This is a genomic window from Mesorhizobium sp. M0140 (assembly GCF_040322475.1).
Taxonomy (GTDB): Bacteria; Pseudomonadota; Alphaproteobacteria; order Rhizobiales; family Rhizobiaceae; genus Mesorhizobium.
Window position 1 is genome coordinate 1 of the sequence record NZ_JAMYTM010000031.1, and the last position, 19,450, is coordinate 19,450.

The window sequence follows — 19,450 nt, forward strand, 5'->3', positions numbered from 1 at the left end:
AGCCGTGGCACGTTGATCAGCCCGGCCCCATGCCGGAGAACGCGGCGACCAAGCCGTCAGCTACACCACTCCCTGGGACACGATCCCCCTGAAGCCGGATATTGCTCAATCAGCGTTGACGATGGCTTGGGTGCACAAGCTTCCAACCAGACCGCGCAACGACAGCCCGTCGCCTGAGGATAGTCGGCGAGGGCCGCCAAATCGCAAGCGTATCCTCCGTCGCATGCGCGCCGTCTTCGCCGAAAATGCAGACGCTTGTCTCGTCGAGAGATACATCCAGCTATTTTAGGGGGCTCATCAGGGTTGCGTGTTTGCTCGGGTGCGGACCGCCCCTCAGTTCCAATCGAGGAGCGATTCTACAATTCACATGTTTGGAGATCGCTCGCTAGGTAACCCGTCTGTGAACCCTGCAAGCCGATGCTTCAGATGCCGCCCATGCAGAGGTATTTCATTTCGAGGTAGTCCTCGAGGCCATGGCGGGATCCCTCACGACCGATGCCGGACTGTTTTATCCCACCGAACGGCGCCGCTTCCGAAGACATCCGGCCGGTATTTACCCCGACCATTCCATATTCCAAGGCCTCGGCGACACGCCAGACACGCTTCAGGTTCGAGGCATAAAAATAGGCCGCGAGGCCGTAGATCGTTTCATTGGCATCACGCACGACCTGATCCGCATCTTTGAAGCGAATAATCGGTGCGAGCGGCCCGAATGTCTCTTCTCGCGCGACGGTCATCTCGCTGGTGACACCGGTCAGGACCGTTGGTTGGAAAAACGTGCCATTCGTGCCGAGGCGTTTGCCCCCGCATCGAATTGCGCCGCCTTTAGTTACGGCATCGGCAATATGGGATTCAATCTTGGCCAAAGCCTGCTTGTCGATGAGGGGTCCGATGTCCACTCCGGGCGCGAAACCGTCACCAACTTGAAGTTGGCGAGCCCGTTCCACGAATTTCTCGACGAACTCGTCGTGAACGCCCGACTGGACGTAAAGGCGGTTCGCTGAAACGCAGGTCTGGCCGGCATTGCGGTACTTCGCCTGGATCGCACCGTCAACTGCGGCATCGACATCGGCATCATCGAACACGATGAAAGGTGCATTGCCGCCGAGCTCTAGGCTGACTTTTTTGATCTGGTCCGAGCACTGGCGCATGAGTAGGCGCCCGATCTCCGTAGACCCGGTGAAGCTGATCTTGCGGACCTTGGGATTTGTGCAAAGTTCGCGGCCGACCGCGTCACCTTCGGACGCATAGATCAGGTTGACGACGCCTTCGGGGAAGCCTGCCTGATGGGCGAGGGCGAACATTGCTCCAGCCACGAGCGGCGTCTGTTCAGCGGGCTTGAGGACGATCGTGCAGCCCGCTGCCAAGGCTGGCGAGATTTTGCGCGCCACCATCGAGGCTGGGAAATTCCATGGCGTTATCGTGCCGACGACCCCGATGGGCTGCTTGATCACCAACATTCGGCGGTCCATCGATGGTGCGGAGATCGTCTCGCCATAGACGCGATTTGCCTCCTCGGCGTACCATTGCAGATACGCCGCAGCATGCGATAGCTCCGATTTGGCCTCTGCAAGCGGCTTGCCCATCTCCGCGGTGAGAATTGCAGCGAGATCGTCGGCGTGGTCGATGATCAACTGATACCATCGCCATAGAACGTCGCTGCGCTCACGGGCGGTAAACCCTGCCCATCCAGGCTGCGCGACATAGGCCTTGTCGATCGCAGCGCATGTCTCTTCGACACCCATGTCGGGTAGTTCTGCCAGCACTTCGCCGGTCGACGGGTTGAGAACCTCGAATGTCCGCTCGCTAATCCGCGTGCCAAGTGTCGGCAGGCGATCAATGGATCGAAACAGGTCAGGGGATCTCAGGTGACGGGTCATCGGCAGGCACAGGGGCAATACCGGATTCCTCCTCAAACGCAGCAGGGGTATACGGCAAGTGCGGTGTCTATTCCGGATGCCAAGTTCCTTATAGGGCCTCGGCCAGACAGCTAGCAGACCACGGTACCCAAGTGGAAAGGAGAATACCCTGAAATCGCTAGAAGATGCCTCGCGGTTCTACTAGTCGGGCTCGGCCGGTCAGGTGCGCGGGGGCAGGACCGGCCCGCGCGCAACCTTGCCATAGGTCTTCGCGGCCAGCGCCTTCACCGTCTCAGGCTCTGCGTCGCCGGCCACCACCAGCACGGCGTTGTTCGGGTCGGCAGCATTTGTTGTAGATCGTGAATGCGTCGGTGCCGTTCAGCTTGTCCATCTCCTGCATCCAGCCGTTGACCGGAATGCGGTAGGGCTGATCGGCCGCAACGTCGCGTTGACCTCCTCGTCCAGCAGACCTGCGGGTTCGTCTCTCTGCGCCAACGGCGCTCCTCCAGAATCACGTTTCGCTCGGTCTTGATATCGTCGTTGAGGATGAGGTTGAACATGCGATCGGCCTCGAAGCCAATCATGTCGCCCAAAGCTAGTCATAGCGTTGGGGGCGTTATTGTAGCCGCCGCTGACTGAGACGGCTCGGTCGAACTCGCTGCCGGCGCGGTTGGTGGTCGCCTTGAAGATCAGACGCTCAAGGAAATGGGCAAGTCCGAATTTGCCGGGTGGCTCGTCGGCGCTGCTGACCTTGTACCATGTGAGTGACGACTGGCGCGCGGTGATCGCGGATGTCGATCCTTCCATGCCATAGTCGAGCAGAAATCCGCGATCTTGCCGCCGTCGGTGGCGGCCAGAGCCGGAGCGGTCGTCACCAGGGCCAGGGCGGTGGCAGTGAACGCCGTGCGCAGCCAGGGGGAGCGATCGATGGCTCCGGTTGGAAAGGCAAGGTTCGAGGCAAAGTGATTTGTTCCTCATTTTGATGAACGCGTTGCGTCTTCGCCTCCCCGTGGGGAGGATCGGCGGGCAGCGCCGAGCCAGACCAACATGCGGCCAGGCCTCACTCGAGCCTCATCTTCGGATGGACCCAGGAGACCTGCGGCGGTGTTCTTGGCGAGGTGGTCATTGGACGGATTTTCCTTGGTCCGCGACGTCTGCGGACGACCAGGCATGCACCGTGCCAGATCAGAAAACCATTCGAGGCATGAAGACAAGTCGGGTCTGACATGTTGCGCATCCGACATTATGGGCCATCGAACAGGGCTGAAGGCGACGCGAGCATGGCTGAGAGTATCGTCTTCCTTCGGAAGACGATGAGGCGCGCTGCCGGGGAGGGGTACACGATGCGCTTCGAAGCCGCTGCACTGACGGACAGAATTGAGATGTTGTCGCTCCAGCGCTCGCCGTGGGGGCATGCAGGCAACATTTGTCGCTGCAGGACAGCAGCACCGAAGCTGTGCGCGCTTGCCGTTGTCCCTGGGCACCAAACAGGAGAATTTAGCGGTCGCGATTGATTTCATGTGCGTAAAATACCGCCTGGTGCGCTCGGCTGCAAATGCATGCCTGGCGGAGTGGTCGCTTAGGTCAAGAGCATCGCGTGAGTAACAGCCTGACCTTGCTCAATCTGATGCGCGCTAACCGCCTCGCCGGATTGTGGAACTGCTCGCGGGTGGCTTCTACCACAAACAGCAAGGTCATGAAATCAAGCAGGAAGTCGTCAATCGCTTGGGCGATTGTTTCTGACTTGCCCTTGAACTGGTCCAGCAAAACGCGCGCGCTATCGATCGCTTCCACGCTGGTCGCATCGATCAACCCCTCGACCCTCTTGAAACAATCCAAATCGAAACTCCTTCATGCGCTTGCCAAGCCGTTATGCTCGAAGGCAGTTCCGTGAACTACCCGGCCTTTGACCTGCGGCACGAGCAGCGGTCGGCCTTACGTCCCGTGCCTCCAAACACGAGCCATCGACGTGGCGCTGAGGAGCGTTGGAAGAAATTGGGCGCTTCCGGCCACGCTCGAGCGGTAGTGTAGGACAGTGCTTGCTGGCGGCTACGCCCACAAAGGAGTGCGCCAGCTGATCGGGGCTTAACAATTTTTCGCTTTTTGCTGCGCCCAACTCTCGGCTATGACTCGGACAGGCCTAATGGCCTGCCCACGTTGCATTGTAAAAGAAGGAACAAGTATATGCCGACTGGAACGGTAAAGTGGTTCAACAGCACCAAGGGGTTTGGATTTATCCAGCCCGACAATGGCGGTCCGGATGTTTTCGTCCACATTTCCGCTGTCGAACGCGCGGGCCTCTCGACCCTCGCTGACGGCCAGAAGATCAACTATGAGATCGAGCAGGATCGCCGCACGGGCAAGTCCTCCGCTGGCAGCCTCAGCAAAGCTGGTTGAAATTTTCTCCTGCGTCCTGGCAAGAGTAAGCACGTAGGTCCTCACGGCCGCTCGATGGGACCGAGCAAAAACTGAGGGCAGCAGATTGCTGCAGGCGTCGCGAATTCCTCATGAAACAAGGTTGTTTGAAAGGAAGGCGGGGTTGGCCCCGCCTTTTTATATGACGCGCAGATTAAGCCGATGGCTGCAACGCTCCAGAACGAATCTCGATTGCCGAAATCAAGCCGCGACCTTCTTGCGGGTTCTCTTCGTCGGCGCAGGCTCCGGCGCTTCCGGCGCCTTCGGTTTGCGGCCGAGCCCCATCGTCTTGGCCAATGTCGAGCGCGCCGCGGCGTAGTTCGGCGCGACCATGGGATAATCCGCCGGCAGGCCCCATTTGGCCCGATATCCATCCGGCGTCAGCCCATAGTGGGTCGACAGATGGCGCTTTAGCGATTTGAATTTCTTCCCGTCCTCAAGGGAGATGATGTAGTCCGGTGTCACCGATTTTCTGATCGGGACTGCAGGCGTAAGGGCAACCGGCTCTTGCGCAGAGACACCTCCGGCCGTCGCTCTCAGAGCCGCATGCACTTGGCCGATGAGGGCAGGGAGATCCCCCACCGGGATCGGATTGTTGGAGACATAGGCCGACACGACATCGGCGGCAAGCTCAATGAGGGTGTCGACGTTTTTTCCGGCTTCTTCTGTCATGAAACTCTCCAGGCGGTGAAACATAGTCAGCGAAGCGTGGCTTCATAGGGCCGGTTGCCGCTGAAAGCAACAATGCTCGACAGCGTTATTGCCAATGCTCGTCCAGAAGCGACATCGATGCGCCATATTTCCCGTCGTGACGCTGAGCCACTCGTTGTTGGCGACCCTGCCGAGGTGCGTGGCGCGTCCCGGCTGTAACTTTGCGTCGAACTTGCTAGTAGTCTTGAGCCTAAGCGCGGTTTTTTGTCTCGGTATTACTTCTTTTGACTGTGAAATCAGGGATCGTGATCGCTTGCTGGTGGCGTCAGGGACGATGGACGTTCATTGGCCATGGCCAAATGTAAGTTCATCGCCCGGTGAGCCACTCTTCCAAGGGGCTGGGAACCGCCGCTGGTAACAAAGGACATCAATGTATTTCGGGGCGTTTCTTAGCCGGTCCTCGAGAGACGGCAATCGCTGCGGACGACACCTGTTCCACGATATCGAACAGCGCGGCGACACAGGCAGCTTCTCGAATCTGGAGCGGCTTCTCGCAAGTTGGCGCCGCACCGAGAGGCCGGGCAAGGACAGTGCGTCGCCTGCTTCAATCATGCGCATCAACCAGCCAGCGACGCTGTCCCGATACGGAATCCCGCGACTGGCCGTGTGATCTCGCCGGTAGTCGCCCCGGCCCTGTGCACGAAGCCTCGGGATGTGCTGATGATCAACCAGGCCACAAAGGTCGACGTCCCGAAGCAGGGATCACATGAGTTTGCCACTATGCGCAGGCTTGCCATGCGCTTCCGCGGCATTTTGCGGGGCCTGTGAATTGGGCGAGCTCGACACTTCGATCGACGTGGCGTCAACTCCGGGTCCGTCGCCATCACGCGTTTCGGTCGGGTCCTACGCCGTGACGCTGACGCCGTTCGCGATGCCATTGAACTACCGTGGAGCAACGGCCAGGCGGAAGGGCTGATCAACCGCCTCAAGACGATTAAACGTACCATTGGGCAGAGCGGGCTGCGAACTCATTAGGGCACGCATGCTGCCACTCAGCCGGCCTGATCACCACACAAAGCGAGGAAGAACCTGGTCAAGTGCAAAGCGACAATTGCCTCGACAGCGGGTCCCGGAAGGTTTATGCTGCCCAATGTTACCGCAATCCGGAATGGCGATTGAGTACCTTCACGAGTGAAGGGAGTGAAACTTCTTTGTCGGCCAAATTGTTGACGGAACGCCCGGCGCCCATTGTTGCTACATGTCTAGATTCTTGGGGCGTTTTGGATGATGCAATCCACCATCTCACTCCAAAGGGCAGTGGAATCTGGAACAATGTCGCTTTTGTTCGCACGACATCCTTCGTGCCCGATTGGCATATCGTCTTTAACTCTGCTTCTCTTTTCGGGCTCCCTGTTGATATCGAGGCGAGCCCAAACAGGACAATTTTTGCAATCGGCGAACCGCCGACGAAAGCTCATCGCGCGTTTCATGAAGGGCAGGGGAAAAATACTATCGTCCTGACGTGTGACGCAGAGCTGGCTGCTCGGCAGAATGCAGCGCGCCGATTCGTTTTGTCTCCACCTATCACTCGGTCTTGGTCTGTAAACAAGACATATGACCAACTTCTGGTCAGCGAAGTCGTGGATAAGCCGCTTCGGCTCTCATGGATTACCAGTGACATCGCCCTGCTTAAAGGACATCGATATCGGCTGGCGTTTCTGGAACGGCTGAGAAAGGAGCTCGATTTTGACCTGTTCGGCCGAGGTTTTCGGCTGATTGGAGATAAATGGAACGCACTCGCACCTTACCGTTACAGTATAGCGTTCGAGAATACTCGTGCCGATTACTATTTTACGGAGAAGCTTATGGACTGCTTCGTTGCTGAAACAATGCCGATCTATTACGGCAGCCCTGCAATCACGAGGTTCTTCCCTTCGGACTCTATGGTTCTGATTGACCCAGAGGACAAGAACGTAATCCCAAAAATTCAAGAAATCATCAACTCGGACCTCTGGAAGGAACGTCGCGGCGCAATAAGAGAGGCGAAGCGGTTGGTCCTCGAGAAATACAATACGTTTGCTTATCTCGCGAGCTTCATCGAAAGCGTTCAGGATAAACCCTTACCGCCGGAAATTATACACATCGATTCGCCTGAGGTCGATTTTGGAATAGACGAATGAAGTACTCCAACGCTCGCTTCGCGTGCCCGGCGGTCGGTGGTCTGGCGAGATCGGTACGGAACGCTCGGCGGAGAATGCCTGCTGCGCAGACGGGCCGGCACGGGCGCACGAGGTCATGCGCCCCCGGCTGCCGCTGATCAGACGAACTGGGGAAGGCCAGGAACGGAATTGAGGACCTCGTCCACGAGTTCGTCGCCGGCATGTTCCTTGGCGCAGGCGATCGTCTCGTTGGCGAGGCCGGCGATCTTTGCCATGCTGAGACCCTCACTCATCAATTGCTGGCCGAGCCCCATAAGGCCGCCACCCTCTGGGTCGTCGCCATGATACTTCGCTACTAATTCCGAAGCTCCCGGAATGGCCTCGATCATGCGCGCAACGGGACCGTCGGCCGCGTGGCTTTGCAGGAAACCCAGCATTAACCCAACGCCCTTCTCTGCGAGAGCCGGGCCGATGCCGGCACCAGTGGCGATGCGCGGTAAGAATTCTTCCATGCAGGGTCTCTCTCTCTTTGATGAGGTTTACACGGGGCCGGTCCGGCGCCCAGCTCCCTTGGCCGAACCACAATTGAACTCCACAAAAATAGGCCGGCGGAAGTGCTATTGCGCGTAAAACCGCCTCTGTCAACGCAAGCTGCGTCGGACGTGCGTGTTTCGCAAACCGAAGATCATTCCAATTCACATCATTACGCATTGGCAACCGCACAGTTTGCGGTGGCTCGCTTATGGGCCAATGCCCCGCGTCCGTCAAATGATGACGACAAGGTGGTCATCGCCTAGGATCTGTGGATCGAGGTGTGAGGCAGTTACAGCCGGTGGACCTGCTCAAGCGCCGCGCCGGCACAAGGGCTAGATTGGCGATACTGCGCGTATTGGCCATGTCTTTCCTCGCGTGATGGGATGTTCGTAGAAGCGGAGCTATATGCCGGTGTGACGATCGACAAGGCGGACCGGCTATTCCGATAGGACATCCATACTGTCGCATAGACCGTCGCTGCTTAGGTATTGAAACCGCCATCGCTGGTGACATCACAATGTGCAGTCGGCGGGTGTCGACAACGTCGATTCACGCAATCAGCCGGTCAGGAGGAACGAATGAACCCTGAGGTTTCAGAAGCTCACTTTTCGCAAGGCGTGCAGCGCACATCGTGCAAGAGATTGCCATTCTTGCGGATGCTATCGACTTTCTCAACGATGGCGGGAAGATCGCAGTGACCGAATCTACGAAGCCGCCCTCAGGGCGTGCTTTGATGCATACAAACGGTTGCCGAGCAGGGATACTCCTCCTCCCTGAAGTCCAATCGAGAAGAGCGATCACTTCCAAGAGGGTCCCAGCTCAGCCGCGAAAACAGGTGCCAGACCCCGATCCTCTCCCTCAACTGATCTAGCTCAGGGCGTTCATGAGCCGCAGATCGCATAGTGGCTGCGTGCACAACGCAGGAAGACCATTTATGAAAATCCTATTCAGAACGATGGCTGTCACCTTGCTGGCACCCACCGCCTTTGCTGCGGATTCGATCCCCACCGACCTCAGAGATACGGCATTGGCCACCTTCAGGGCTTTGCCATCCACCACGCCGACAGTCGCCAACAACCCGATTACCCCGGAAAAGATCGCTCTCGGCAAGGCACTGTTCTTCGATCCACGCGTCTCGGCGTCAGGCGTCTTGTCGTGCAACTCGTGCCACAACCTGGCCACGGGCGGCGACGACAATCACGAAACCTCGATCGGCCATGGTTGGCAGAAGGGACAGCGCAACGCGCCGACTGTACTGAACGCTGTCTTCAACATCGCTCATTTCTGGGATGGTCGTGCCGCAGACCTGAAGGCTCAGGCGAAGGGACCGGTCCAAGCTGGCATCGAAATGGCCAATACACCGGACCAAGTCATCGCCACGCTCAAGTCCATGCCGCAATATGTCGAGTGGTTCGATGCAGCTTTTCCGGCTGAAGCCGATCGGGTCACGTTCGACAACTTCGCCAAGGCGATCGAAGCCTTCGAGGCGACACTGGTCACACCGGCCCCGTTCGACAGCTTCCTGAATGGTGATGAGCTTGCCATGACTTCCGAACAGAAACAGGGCCTGGCGCTTTTCATGGACAAAGGCTGCTCGTCCTGCCATGCCGGCATCAACGTTGGTGGGCAAGCCTATTTCCCCTTCGGCCTCGTGGAACAGCCCAGCGCCGAGGTCCTGCCGGACAAAGACAAGGGCCGATTCGCGGTCACCAATGCAGCCGATGACTACTATGTTTTCCGCGTGGCGCCGCTGCGCAACGTTGCACTCACCGCGCCATACTTTCATTCGGGCAAGGTTTGGGATCTGAAACAGGCCGTCGCCATCATGGGGACCACCCAGCTTGGCGTAGTACTGGCGGACGAAGAAGTTGACCTGCTTGTTGCCTTCCTCAACTCGCTGACCGGAGAGGCACCCGAGGTCGCCTATCCCATCTTACCCTCCGAAACGGCGACAACGCCCCGGCCTGTAACGCAGATCTCAGGAAAATAAAGGCCAACTGGCTGCGGACGTCGCAATCGAAAATGATTGCGGCTTTTACTTGGGCCACACGAATTGCCACATCCATCTCCGAATTGGCGGGAGGCTAGCAATACCCGAAACGTGCCACCTCGCCCGTAGTCTGCGCAAATCAACTGGGGAAGCGGACAGACGCGCAGCATCATATATTGTCGCCGCCTGAGCGAACATGCCAAGCAGTCTACTTTGAGAAACGACGTGTGTACGATTTGTTCGAGGCGCGGGGCCTGTATGTTCCCAAGGACCAATACTATAGCGTGGTGTCACATTTATATTTCTGCGGGATGAGGACACGTGCCGAAGGAAAATTGCACATTTTCGCCGTGTGGCTTATTTTCAAGAGTGTGATCGGTTTGGCATATTCCCGGCCGACATCCGCCACCGGCAACTCCCCACACGGTGAGGAAGAGAAGCCTTACGCCTGCACTTTCTGCCGGAGCGCGCGTGCTGCAGCGACCATGTTCATGAGGGCAGGGCGGACCTCCTCCCATTTGCGTGTTTTGAGGCCACAGTCCGGGTTTATCCACAGTTGGCCGTCGGACAGTCGCTCGCGGGCAAGCATGACTAAGTCCGAAATCTCGCCGACTTCCGGGACGCGTGGTGAGTGAATATCATAGACGCCGGGACCGATTTCGTTCGGATATTTGGAGCTCGTGAAGGCGTCCAACAGTTCCATCTTCGAGCGCGACGTCTCAATCGAAATGACATCCGCATCCATTCCAGCAATCGCGTGAATGATCTCGTTGAACTCCGAATAGCACATGTGGGTATGAATTTGAGTCGCGTCCTTTACACCCGTTGAAGCGATCCGGAAACATTCGACAGCCCAGTCGAGATAGACTTTCCAGTCAGATTGGCGCAGTGGCAATCCTTCGCGAAACGCGGCCTCATCGATCTGGACCATCCTTGCGCCGGATCTTTCGAGATCCGTCACTTCGTCGCGGATGGCGAGCGCGATCTGGCGGCAGGCTTCGGAGCGGGGTACGTCGTCGCGAACAAAAGACCAGTTGAGAATGGTGACTGGGCCTGTGAGCATTCCCTTCACGGGCTTTTCCGTAAGCGACTGGGCGAATTGCCACCAGCGCACTGTCATCGGATTGCGCCTCGATACGTCGCCGAAAATGATGGGGGGACGCACGTAGCGCGACCCATAGCTTTGTACCCAGGCATGCTGGGTGAGCGCGAAGCCGGACAACTGCTCGCCGAAATGCTGTACCATGTCGTTTCGCTCGAACTCACCGTGCACCAGCACGTCGAGCCCGATCTCTTCCTGCCAGCGAATTGCAGCCTCGATCTCCTTCTTCAGGAACGTCTCATAGTCGACATAGCTCAGCTGGCCCTTCGCATGAGCGGCCCGCGCCTTGCGTACCTGCGGCGTCTGCGGGAAGGACCCGATGGTCGTCGTCGGGAACGGCGGCAGCCCGAGTGAGCCGGCTTGGACTCTGGAGCGCTCGCCAAAAGCGCTCTCTCGTCGCTTCGCGCTGTCCTCAATGCTAGCGATCCGCCCCTGAACAAGCGGGTCATGGATCCTCGTGGATGTCACGCGCGTGGCGGCAGCCTCGGCAGACGCTTTCAACGCGCCTGCCACCGCATCCCTGCCTTGGGACAGGGCCCGGGCCAGCAAGACCAGCTCGTCGGTCTTCTGGGCCGCGAAGGCGAGCCACGACCTGATGTCGGCGTCGAGTTCCGTCTCCATGCGCAGATCAATCGGCACATGCAGCATCGAGCAAGAAGGCGCGATCTCGACGCGGTCCAAGGGCCAGCCGGCGACGATCGGTTTGATGCGGTCGAGAATGACGGGCAGGTTCGCACGCCAGACGTTGCGGCCATCGATCAAGCCAAGCGAGAGCACCAGATCCTTCGGAGCGAGCCGACCCACCGTTTCCAGCTGCTCGGGAGCGCGCACGAGATCAATATGCAGCCCGGCCAGGGGCAGAGAAACCGCGGTTTCGAGATTGTCTCCCAGCGACCCGAAATACGTAGCCAGCATGATCTTCAGCTCGGGCGCGGCTTTCGACAGCTGGCCATAGGCGAATTCGAACGCAGCTCGTTCGTTCGGGTTCAGATCGAGGACAAGCGCTGGCTCATCGATCTGCACCCAGTCGGCTCCCGACAGCTTCAGCTTCTGCAGGACTTGCTCGTAAACGGGCAGCAGCCGCGGTAGGAGCGCGATGGGACCGAACCCCTCGGCAGGCGATTTCGCCAGCTTGAGGAAGGTGATGGGTCCAAGGATGACTGGGCGTGTGTGAATGCCGAGAGCTTTAGCCTCGAGGAAGTAATCGACCGGCTTCGACGACGAGAGGGCGAACGTCTGATCATCATCGAGTTCCGGCACAATGTAGTGGTAGTTGGTGTCAAACCACTTGGTCATTTCCATCGCGGTTACACCAGGTCCATGAGCCTCCTCCTGGTGACCAGCGTGTCCACAATCCTCCGTCTGACCCTGGTTGCCGCGCGCCATTGCGAAGTAGATGTCAAGTGGGACCTCGCCGCTATTCCAGCCGTAACGGGATGGAACGGCCCCAACCATGGCTGCGGTGTCGAGCACATGGTCGTAAAGCGAGAAGTCGTTCGACGGGATTTTCGACACGCCGCGATCGCGCTGCTCTTCCCAGCTAGCGGCACGGAGCGCCTTCGACGTCGTGAGAAGGTCGCCAGCGGACGATGTTCCGGACCAGTAGCTTTCAAGCGCGAATTTCAGTTCTCGCCGACGACCGAAGCGCGGCACGCCGAGCGTTGCTACAGGAATTTCCTGAGAGTCAGTCATGTCATACCCCGATGGTTGGGGCGTCGATGACAAGGAAGGCGCTAGCAGGCCGGCACGAACGCCGGCTTGCAGCGGCCACCGAGACACCCCGCCCGTGGACGTAATTCGCCGTGGCAGGTCTCCTGGCTCGCGGGGTCATAGCCTCTACCCGTCTTCCTGAGGGTATTCGCCTCAGTGACATGAGTGGGGTTGGCTCGCCGCTAACAGTTGCGGGGGCAGCGCCGGCATTGCACCGGCTTCCCTCTTAGCTCCGCTGCGGCAGCGCCGCACGCGAGAACCACGACACGCAGACAATCACAGCAGTCCGCTCTTTTGTCAATGATGCATAACGAAATGTTTATGTCCTTATGTGATTTCGTTTTTACGCTTGTCTAACATTGTGAAATATTCAGTCGCCCATTGGCGGCGCTGCGCCGCTGCCACCATTGTCCAACTAATGGATCCCTGTCGGGCTGCGACATCCCTCGCAGGTCGCCGATGAAGGATTTCGGACAAGACTTCAAGCGCGTGACAACGTCATTAGAATGCAGAAGATCGCATTGGTGGCGATGTTTAACGATGCGGCCGCAAGCCGTGCGTGCGTGGTAGAAGCGGTTTTCTCGGAGTGAGCGCCAAACCGTGGTCCGAGGGGAATTGGCACGCCAGTCGTCATCACGGGTGACTAGGCAATCGTGATGACTCCGCTCGGCGGCAAGAGACCACACTGACGGAGCCTGGCTCAAGGGTCTGATGCAAAGCCCGACTGTGGTCCCGATAAGCCGCTTAAGCCGCATTCAGGCGGTCAGGATAAGTATCTCTCTCTCCAAGCGCTCTGCATTGAGGGATGCGCAAATGCAGGCAAAGCTCGCGTGCTTCATATTCTGCATCATACGATCGGCAGGACCCAGTTTTTATCCAGTGCACGCGTCAGCGCGGTGTGCAATTCTGGCTCGGTCCGATACGAAGGCATTTGGGCCTCGCTGATCCAGCCCAAGCCAACATAGTGGAAGTGATCCGCAGGGACCGTAACCCGGCTGCTGTCCAGTTGCCGAACGAAGTCCGCTGACCAATGGTGGATCGTATACGCTTCAAGTTTGTCCATCATCCTCCGCCAGCGTTGGATGCGTTCTTCGCGCGGCATGCTGGCCGCTCTTGAGATCGCGGTAGCTATCTCGTCGGAGAGCCTCGGATTTACCAGCAGGGCGTCCTCGCCGAAGTCTTCGGCCGCGCCGGCAAACTTCGATAACACCAGAACGCCAGGGTCGCTCGGATCTTGTGCAGCAATGTATTCTTTCGCCACAAGATTCATGCCATCGCGCAGCGGCGTCACAACGCAAACACGCGCGGCTCTGTAAAGACCCGCTATCTCAGCTTGGGTGAACGACCTGTTCTCATAGATAATCGGCATCCACTCGTCCGTGCCATGCCGGTTGTTGACTTGATTGACGAGTCTTTCGACGTCGCGCCGATATTCGCTGTACGCTTGGATGTCGCCACGTGAGGGAGTTGCGATTTGCAAGAGCGAGACACGTTGCGGCTCGACTGCCAGCAGATCGAAAGCTTTAATCCGATTGTCGATGCCCTTGGTGTAGTCGAGCCGATCGACGCCGATAACTAGCTTTGCTCCGCCAAGTTTCAACTGCGAAATGTAGGCTTTCTGCGCCTCAAGCGAATCTGCGGCACACTGTTCGAATTGCTTCGGATCGATACCTATAGGAAAATTTTGGCATTGCGTCTGGCCATGGTCCGAGAAAACGACCCCGTTCTTGCTCTCCAGCCCCAAATGAGATTGGACACAGGCGAGGAAATTGCTCACATCACGGTCGGTCTGGAAACCGAGCAGATCATACTCGAGCATACATTTCATTAGCTCGCCAGAATTGGGCACGCGCTCCATCATGTCAGACTCGGGCCATGGCGTATGCAGGAAATGGCCGATCGGCCGGTCAATGCCGAGTCTGTGCAAATCAGCGCCGAGCGGCAGGAAATGGTAGTCATGAACCCAGTAGACTGCGTTATCTCCCAATTCGGACACCGCGCGCGCCATGAAGGCATTGACGTCGCGATAACTTTTATAATCCTCTTCCGAGCCTGAGATCCGGTCCGGCAGCGAGTGGAGCGCCGGCCACAATATTGAATTTGCAAAACCTTGATAGTACCGAGAATAGTCCGCTGCCGGCCCATCAAGCCACCCGATTTGACCTTTGCCACGCTGCACGAGGGGCACCTGTTGCTTATCCCCGTCGCCCAGATGCTCGGAAAAACCTACCGAGACCGCGCCGGAACGCTCCACGACGCACTCCAGGGCCGCCGAAAGCCCGCCTGTCTTGGGCTGATCAGAATTGACAGTCGCACCGCGGTTGGAAATTGCGATAAGACTCCTATGTGGCTGCTGGGCCGCCGTGTTGAAGCGCTGGTCTGCGGCTGAGACAACAGGACGGGACGGGCCAACTTCGGCTTGTTGTTCTCGCTCCTGTGGCAAGTCTCTCAGGGGTTGTTCAAAAGCGATTAGTTCGTGAACAGCCCCAGTTTGCCATGTGAGGTTCCGGCGCGGCGAGTTGGCGTTGTTCAATGCGTCCATTTCATGCCTCCGTTGAATATTCCCCATGATGGAGCAACTGGCATTCCCAGATTGGCACACCCCCTGCTGACGAGAATCTGACGAGCGTCAGAGCAAATGGCGACCGATTGTCGCGTTTCGGCTTCGGCGCCCTCAAGAACCGGCTTATCGCGAAAATAGCTGGCGACCCGATCGAGCGGACCGTGCTTGCGGTAATTGTTGGATTGTTCGGATAAGAGATACACCCAGTAGATGCCAGCACCTGTTGAAATGAACTGAAACTATGTCGCTGCCGCCAAGGCTGCCGGGCCCCGTGATGCGATCCTGCGTCTGCCGAAGAGTTTTGACACGGAGATCGGAGAGGGCGGGATAGTCCCTTTCCGCCCGTCAGGGCCCGTTTTTGAATCCCTTCCTCGTTGCCCTCGACGATCCCAAAATCGTGGAAGCCAGACCGCGATGTGAATACCAGCCAGGCGAGCACTTCCTGACATCCGCGAATGCCGGGCTCCACATCCGGCGCCTCGTCGAGATTGACGAAGATGAAGCCCTGCTGCCAATTCCGCTGGTCCCATACCAATGGCGAACCAGTCTGCCCGCATTCGGCATCGTGGGACGTGATCGCAAGTCAAGTGCTCCGACGGACGCCGCGAGTTCTCCGTTACCTCAGGAACCTTACTGGCCTTCCCCAAGCTGAGCTTCTGGAAAATGCCGGTGGCGATCTCGATGACGGTGAATGCCGTCAAGGCAAGCCCGCCTTGCACCGCTCTTCCAGCGAGCTTCACGGCAGCAGAATCGGTCAGTTCTCCGAAGCGAATGGCTGTCGCTATCAGCGAGCTTTGACACAGTTCCGCCACTGCGATGATCGCGTCAGTAGGGCGGCTGGTTAGTTGCCCGCGCATCTACAGCAACCCAGCCCGTTCCGCCTCGCGGCGCAAATTCTGCCTTGGCCTTGGGCCGATCTGCTGGATCACCAGGCCGGCCGCCAGCGAGCCAAGGTCGCCGCAGGTCTTGAGGTCGCGGCCCTGCGTGTAGCCATGCAGGAAACCGGCGGCGTAGAGATCGCCGGCGCCCGTCGTGTCGACCAGCTCCTTGATGGCGGTCGCATGGATGACCACGGTCTCGCCGCCGCGCACGATAACCGAGCCTTTTTCCGAGCGTGTGACGGCGGCGATCTTGCAGTCCTTGCGGATCTGCGCCACCGCTTCGTCGAAGGACGAGGTCTGGTAGAGCGACTTGATCTCGTCGCTGTTGGCAAAGACGATGTCGACCGTGCCCGAGCGCATCAGATCGAGGAACTCGTCGCGGTAGCGGTCAACGCAAAACGAATCCGACAGTGTCATCGAGACTTCGCGCCCGGCCTCGTGCGCGAGCTTCGCCGTCTGCCGGATCGCCTCCTTGGCGCGCGGCGGGTCCCACAGATAGCCCTCGAAATAGGTGACCTTGGCGCCAGACGCCTTGTCGGCCTCGACATCCTCCGGCCCAAGCTCGACGCAGGCGCCGAGATAGGTGTTCATCGAGCGCTCGCCGTCCGGGGTCACGAAGATCATCGAGCGCGCCGTCGGCGGCTCGCCGTCGAGCGGCCTGGTGTCGAAGGCAACGCCCTGCGCATGGATGTCGTGCGCATAGATTTCGCCCAGCGCATCGTTGGACACCTTGCCGAAGAAGGCGGCGCGGCCGCCGAAGCTGGCGACGCCGGCCGCCGTGTTGCCGGCGCTGCCACCGGAGGCCTCGATCGCCGGCCCCATGTGGCTGTAGAGCAGCTCGGCGCGCTTGGTATCGATGAGGTTCATGGCACCCTTGATGATGCCGTTGGTCACCAGAAAAGCGTCGTCGCACTGGGCGATGATGTCGACAATGGCATTGCCGATGCAAAGCACGTCATAATCCGGCATCAATGTCTCCGCTTGGGCTTTCCGCTTGCCAATTCGCTCGCCGGCGGCTTCACGGGGCGGCTAGTCCTGCCTCGCGACGCAATTCGTCCGCCCTGTCTGTCTTCTCCCAGGTGAAATCAGGCTCTTCACGGCCGAAATGGCCATAGGTGGCTGTATTGCGGTATATAGGGCGCAAGAGATCAAGCATCTTGATAATGCCTTTCGGTCTGAGATCGAACAACTCAAGAATGAGGCGCTCGATCCTGCTTTCCTCAACCCTGGCTGTCCCGAACGTGTTGACCATGACGGAAACCGGACTGGCCACGCCGATTGCGTAAGCAAGCTGCACCTCGCACACGTCCGCAAGTCCGCTGGCGACGATGTTCTTTGCGACATAGCGGGCCGCATAGGCAGCCGAGCGGTCAACCTTGGACGGGTCCTTGCCCGAGAAGGCGCCGCCGCCATGACGACCCATCCCGCCATAGGAATCGACGATGATCTTGCGTCCAGTGAGACCGCAGTCGCCGCGCGGCCCGCCGACTACGAACCGCCCCGTCGGGTTGACCAGAATTCTGATGCCTTCCGTCTCCAGGTGGGTCGGCAGGACAGGCTTTATGATTTCCTCAATGACGCCCTCGCGGACAGTCTCTTGCGAGACCTGCTCGTCATGTTGCGTCGACACGACGATGGTATCCAGGGCGACCGGGCGCAACCCCTCATAGCGCACTGAGACTTGGGATTTCATGTCAGGACGCAACCAGCCAAGCTGTGCCTTCCGGACATACGCCTGCCGTTTCGTCAAGCGATGAGCGAGCTGGATCGGCAAAGGCATCAGGGTATCGGTTTCGCGGCATGCGTAGCCGAACATGAGGCCCTGATCTCCCGCTCCCTGCTGGAGGTCTTGCCCTCTTCCCTCGTCAACGCCTTGGCTGATGTCGGGCGACTGCTCGGTGAGGGCATGGACGACGGAGCAACGCCGGCCGTCGAAGCCGACGGCCTCGTCGTCGTACCCAATGTCGAGAATCGTATCGCGCGCAACTTGGCTGTAATCCACCTGGGCATCGCTGGTAATCTCGCCAGCCAGAACGACTATCCCTGATTTTACCAACGCTTCACAGGCGACGCGCGCCTTGGGATCTGTGCGGAGGATGGCATCGAGGATGGCATCCGAGATGTTGTCGGCCAACTTATCCGGGTGCCCCGCGCCAACCGATTCGGAAGAGAACACGAACTGCCTAGCCATGAATACCTCGCTTCGGGTGTTGGATGTGGTATGGGCATTTTGCTTGGCCCACCTTACTTGTCGGAGATGCCCGGGACCTCGAACGCAGCGCACAAGTCGGCAACGTCTCTTCGCACGCAGGCATGGAGATCTTCGTCGTCTGGCCGCTGGAGGACGGAGTCAATGAAGCCAGCAATTTGCTCCATTTCCACATCGCGCATGCCCATTGACGTCACTGCTGGTGCCCCCAGGCGAATTCCGCTTGTGACCGCCGGATCCCGCGGGTCGCCAGGCACCATATTAAAGTTTGTGATGATTCCTGCCTTTGCTAGTCGCTCGGCATAGGCCTTGCCCGATAGTGGCCGATTGCGAAGATCAAGGATCAGCATGTGATTGTCCGTCCCCCCGGTCACCAGGTCATGACCTCGCTCAAGCAGTGCATGTGCCAGAGCCTTGGCATTCTTGACCGTCTGTTGGCCGTAGCTTCGGAAGGACGGGTTCGCGGCTTCGTGCAAGGCAACCGCTAGCGCAGCGATGGCATTCATGTGGGGCCCGCCTTGCAGGTGAGGGAAGACCGCCCGGTCTATTCGTCTGGCGAGATTGTATTTGCTCTTTGTATGATACAGGGCCTGATAGCGATCTTCGTTCCTTGACAAAATGAAGCCACCGCGGGGACCGCGGATCGACTTGTGGGACGTGCTGCTGACCACGTCGCAATGGCCCACCGGATTCGGGTGCGCTCCCGCGGCAATCAGGCCGCTGATGTGCGCAATGTCGGCTACGAGATAGGAGTTCGCTTCCAGGGCGATTTCTGCCATTGCCGCGTAGTCAAAGACACGCGGGTAAGCAGTTCCGCCGACCCAAATGAGCCGCGGCCGTTCCCGCTTGGCTGTCTCGCGTAAGCGGTCATAGTCAATCTGCTGTGTCTTTTCATCTAGTCCATAGGGCACGCGTTGATAGTCAGTTCCGGAAAAGTTGATGGCCCAACCATGAGTCAGATGGCCCCCTTCCGGAAGGGGCAAGCCCATGACTTTGTCACCGGGACTCAAAAGCGCACGATAGACAGCCTGGTTGGCCGGCGAGCCGGAATAAGGCTGGACGTTGGCATGCTCGCTGCCAAATAGTGTTTTCAGGCGCTCAATGGCCAGATTCTCAAGCTCATCAACGATCTCGTTTCCAGCGTAGTAGCGCGCACCGGGGTACCCCTCGGCGTACTTGTTCGTGAAAATCGAGCCGTTCGCTTCCAGCACGGCCGAGGACGCAAAGTTCTCCGAGGCGATGAGCTTAAGCGTCGTTCGCTCCTGCCGCTCCTGTCTCAGAAGCAGCTCGTGAACGCGGCAATCAACTGCGGCCAAGGAAGACCGCCCGTAGGTGTTGGGCTGTGCGATCGTGCCGTCGGCGGAGTTGTCCATGGTA

The 19,450-nt window shown here is 58.7% G+C and carries 13 protein-coding genes, 1 pseudogene and 1 riboswitch; of the genes and pseudogenes, 4 read left to right on the forward strand and 10 right to left on the reverse strand.

Translation table 11 applies throughout. The features are described from left to right. Positions 1-422: 422 nt before the first annotated feature. The 3 genes from NKJ37_RS25420 to NKJ37_RS25430 form a co-directional block, all read right to left on the reverse strand. Positions 423-1,880: an NAD-dependent succinate-semialdehyde dehydrogenase gene (locus tag NKJ37_RS25420; RefSeq protein ID WP_352555218.1), complete on the reverse strand. Its 1,458-nt coding sequence runs from the start codon at positions 1,878-1,880 to the stop codon at positions 423-425. 357 nt (positions 1,881-2,237) lie between these two features. Beyond that, positions 2,238-2,837, reverse strand: a complete 600-nt coding sequence (locus tag NKJ37_RS25425; protein WP_352775486.1) for an insulinase family protein — start codon at positions 2,835-2,837, stop codon at positions 2,238-2,240. Between the two features lie 606 nt (positions 2,838-3,443). Beyond that, positions 3,444-3,698 (reverse strand): hypothetical protein, encoded by a 255-nt coding sequence (locus NKJ37_RS25430; RefSeq protein WP_023671853.1) that lies wholly within the window; start codon positions 3,696-3,698, stop codon positions 3,444-3,446. Positions 3,699-4,043: 345 nt separating this feature from the next. Between NKJ37_RS25430 and NKJ37_RS25435 the strand changes: the two genes are divergently transcribed. After that, positions 4,044-4,256: a cold-shock protein gene (locus NKJ37_RS25435; protein ID WP_023679670.1), complete on the forward strand. Its 213-nt coding sequence runs from the start codon at positions 4,044-4,046 to the stop codon at positions 4,254-4,256. Between the two features lie 219 nt (positions 4,257-4,475). Here the strand turns inward: NKJ37_RS25435 and NKJ37_RS25440 are convergent, their stop codons facing one another. Continuing rightward, positions 4,476-4,946, reverse strand: a complete 471-nt coding sequence (locus tag NKJ37_RS25440) for a Ros/MucR family transcriptional regulator (protein WP_023783325.1) — start codon at positions 4,944-4,946, stop codon at positions 4,476-4,478. Positions 4,947-5,358: 412 nt separating this feature from the next. On the opposite strand from NKJ37_RS25440, the pseudogene NKJ37_RS32005 reads away from it, so the two are divergent. Together NKJ37_RS32005 and NKJ37_RS25450 are read left to right on the forward strand one after the other, a co-directional pair. Beyond that, a pseudogene (locus tag NKJ37_RS32005) lies at positions 5,359-5,976 on the forward strand (transposase); the annotation flags it as partial. 124 nt (positions 5,977-6,100) lie between these two features. Further along, entirely contained in the window at positions 6,101-7,105 is a 1,005-nt protein-coding gene (locus NKJ37_RS25450; protein ID WP_352487196.1) for a glycosyltransferase family 10 domain-containing protein, read from the forward strand. A 137-nt stretch (positions 7,106-7,242) separates the two neighbouring features. On the opposite strand, the gene NKJ37_RS25455 is transcribed toward NKJ37_RS25450, so the two are convergent. Further along, positions 7,243-7,596, reverse strand: a complete 354-nt coding sequence (locus NKJ37_RS25455) for a hypothetical protein (RefSeq protein ID WP_023737108.1) — start codon at positions 7,594-7,596, stop codon at positions 7,243-7,245. A 956-nt stretch (positions 7,597-8,552) separates the two neighbouring features. Between NKJ37_RS25455 and NKJ37_RS25460 the strand changes: the two genes are divergently transcribed. Next, positions 8,553-9,608, forward strand: coding sequence for a cytochrome-c peroxidase (locus NKJ37_RS25460; protein WP_352775489.1), 1,056 nt, complete (start codon positions 8,553-8,555; stop codon positions 9,606-9,608). Positions 9,609-10,050: 442 nt separating this feature from the next. On the opposite strand, the gene metE is transcribed toward NKJ37_RS25460, so the two are convergent. From metE to glyA, 5 genes are all read right to left on the reverse strand, one after another. Continuing rightward, positions 10,051-12,402, reverse strand: coding sequence for a 5-methyltetrahydropteroyltriglutamate--homocysteine S-methyltransferase (gene metE, locus NKJ37_RS25465; protein WP_352775491.1), 2,352 nt, complete (start codon positions 12,400-12,402; stop codon positions 10,051-10,053). Positions 12,403-12,497: 95 nt separating this feature from the next. Beyond that, a riboswitch (cobalamin riboswitch) is annotated at positions 12,498-12,699 on the reverse strand. A gap of 568 nt (positions 12,700-13,267) precedes the next feature. Next, positions 13,268-14,962, reverse strand: coding sequence for an alpha,alpha-trehalose-phosphate synthase (UDP-forming) (locus tag NKJ37_RS25470; RefSeq protein WP_352775492.1), 1,695 nt, complete (start codon positions 14,960-14,962; stop codon positions 13,268-13,270). Positions 14,963-15,840: 878 nt separating this feature from the next. Then, positions 15,841-16,833: an adenosine kinase gene (locus NKJ37_RS25475; protein ID WP_352775494.1), complete on the reverse strand. Its 993-nt coding sequence runs from the start codon at positions 16,831-16,833 to the stop codon at positions 15,841-15,843. 49 nt (positions 16,834-16,882) lie between these two features. Continuing rightward, positions 16,883-18,055, reverse strand: coding sequence for a methionine adenosyltransferase (gene metK / locus NKJ37_RS25480; RefSeq protein WP_023812683.1), 1,173 nt, complete (start codon positions 18,053-18,055; stop codon positions 16,883-16,885). 53 nt (positions 18,056-18,108) lie between these two features. Continuing rightward, positions 18,109-19,446 carry a serine hydroxymethyltransferase gene (gene glyA / locus NKJ37_RS25485; RefSeq protein WP_352775497.1) on the reverse strand — a complete coding sequence of 446 codons (1,338 nt, stop codon included), beginning with the start codon at positions 19,444-19,446 and terminating at the stop codon, positions 18,109-18,111. Positions 19,447-19,450 lie beyond the last annotated feature (4 nt).

Coding starts and splice junctions, on each gene's coding strand:
- NKJ37_RS25420 (WP_352555218.1), bottom strand. CDS start 1,880: ATGACCCGTCACCTGAGATCCCCTGACCTGTTTCGATCCATTGATCGC.
- NKJ37_RS25425 (WP_352775486.1), bottom strand. CDS start 2,837: ATGAGGAACAAATCACTTTGCCTCGAACCTTGCCTTTCCAACCGGAGC.
- NKJ37_RS25435 (WP_023679670.1), top strand. CDS start 4,044: ATGCCGACTGGAACGGTAAAGTGGTTCAACAGCACCAAGGGGTTTGGA.
- NKJ37_RS25440 (WP_023783325.1), bottom strand. CDS start 4,946: ATGACAGAAGAAGCCGGAAAAAACGTCGACACCCTCATTGAGCTTGCC.
- NKJ37_RS25455 (WP_023737108.1), bottom strand. CDS start 7,596: ATGGAAGAATTCTTACCGCGCATCGCCACTGGTGCCGGCATCGGCCCG.
- NKJ37_RS25460 (WP_352775489.1), top strand. CDS start 8,553: ATGAAAATCCTATTCAGAACGATGGCTGTCACCTTGCTGGCACCCACC.
- metE (WP_352775491.1), bottom strand. CDS start 12,402: ATGACTGACTCTCAGGAAATTCCTGTAGCAACGCTCGGCGTGCCGCGC.
- NKJ37_RS25470 (WP_352775492.1), bottom strand. CDS start 14,962: ATGGACGCATTGAACAACGCCAACTCGCCGCGCCGGAACCTCACATGG.
- NKJ37_RS25475 (WP_352775494.1), bottom strand. CDS start 16,833: ATGCCGGATTATGACGTGCTTTGCATCGGCAATGCCATTGTCGACATC.
- metK (WP_023812683.1), bottom strand. CDS start 18,055: ATGGCTAGGCAGTTCGTGTTCTCTTCCGAATCGGTTGGCGCGGGGCAC.
- glyA (WP_352775497.1), bottom strand. CDS start 19,446: ATGGACAACTCCGCCGACGGCACGATCGCACAGCCCAACACCTACGGG.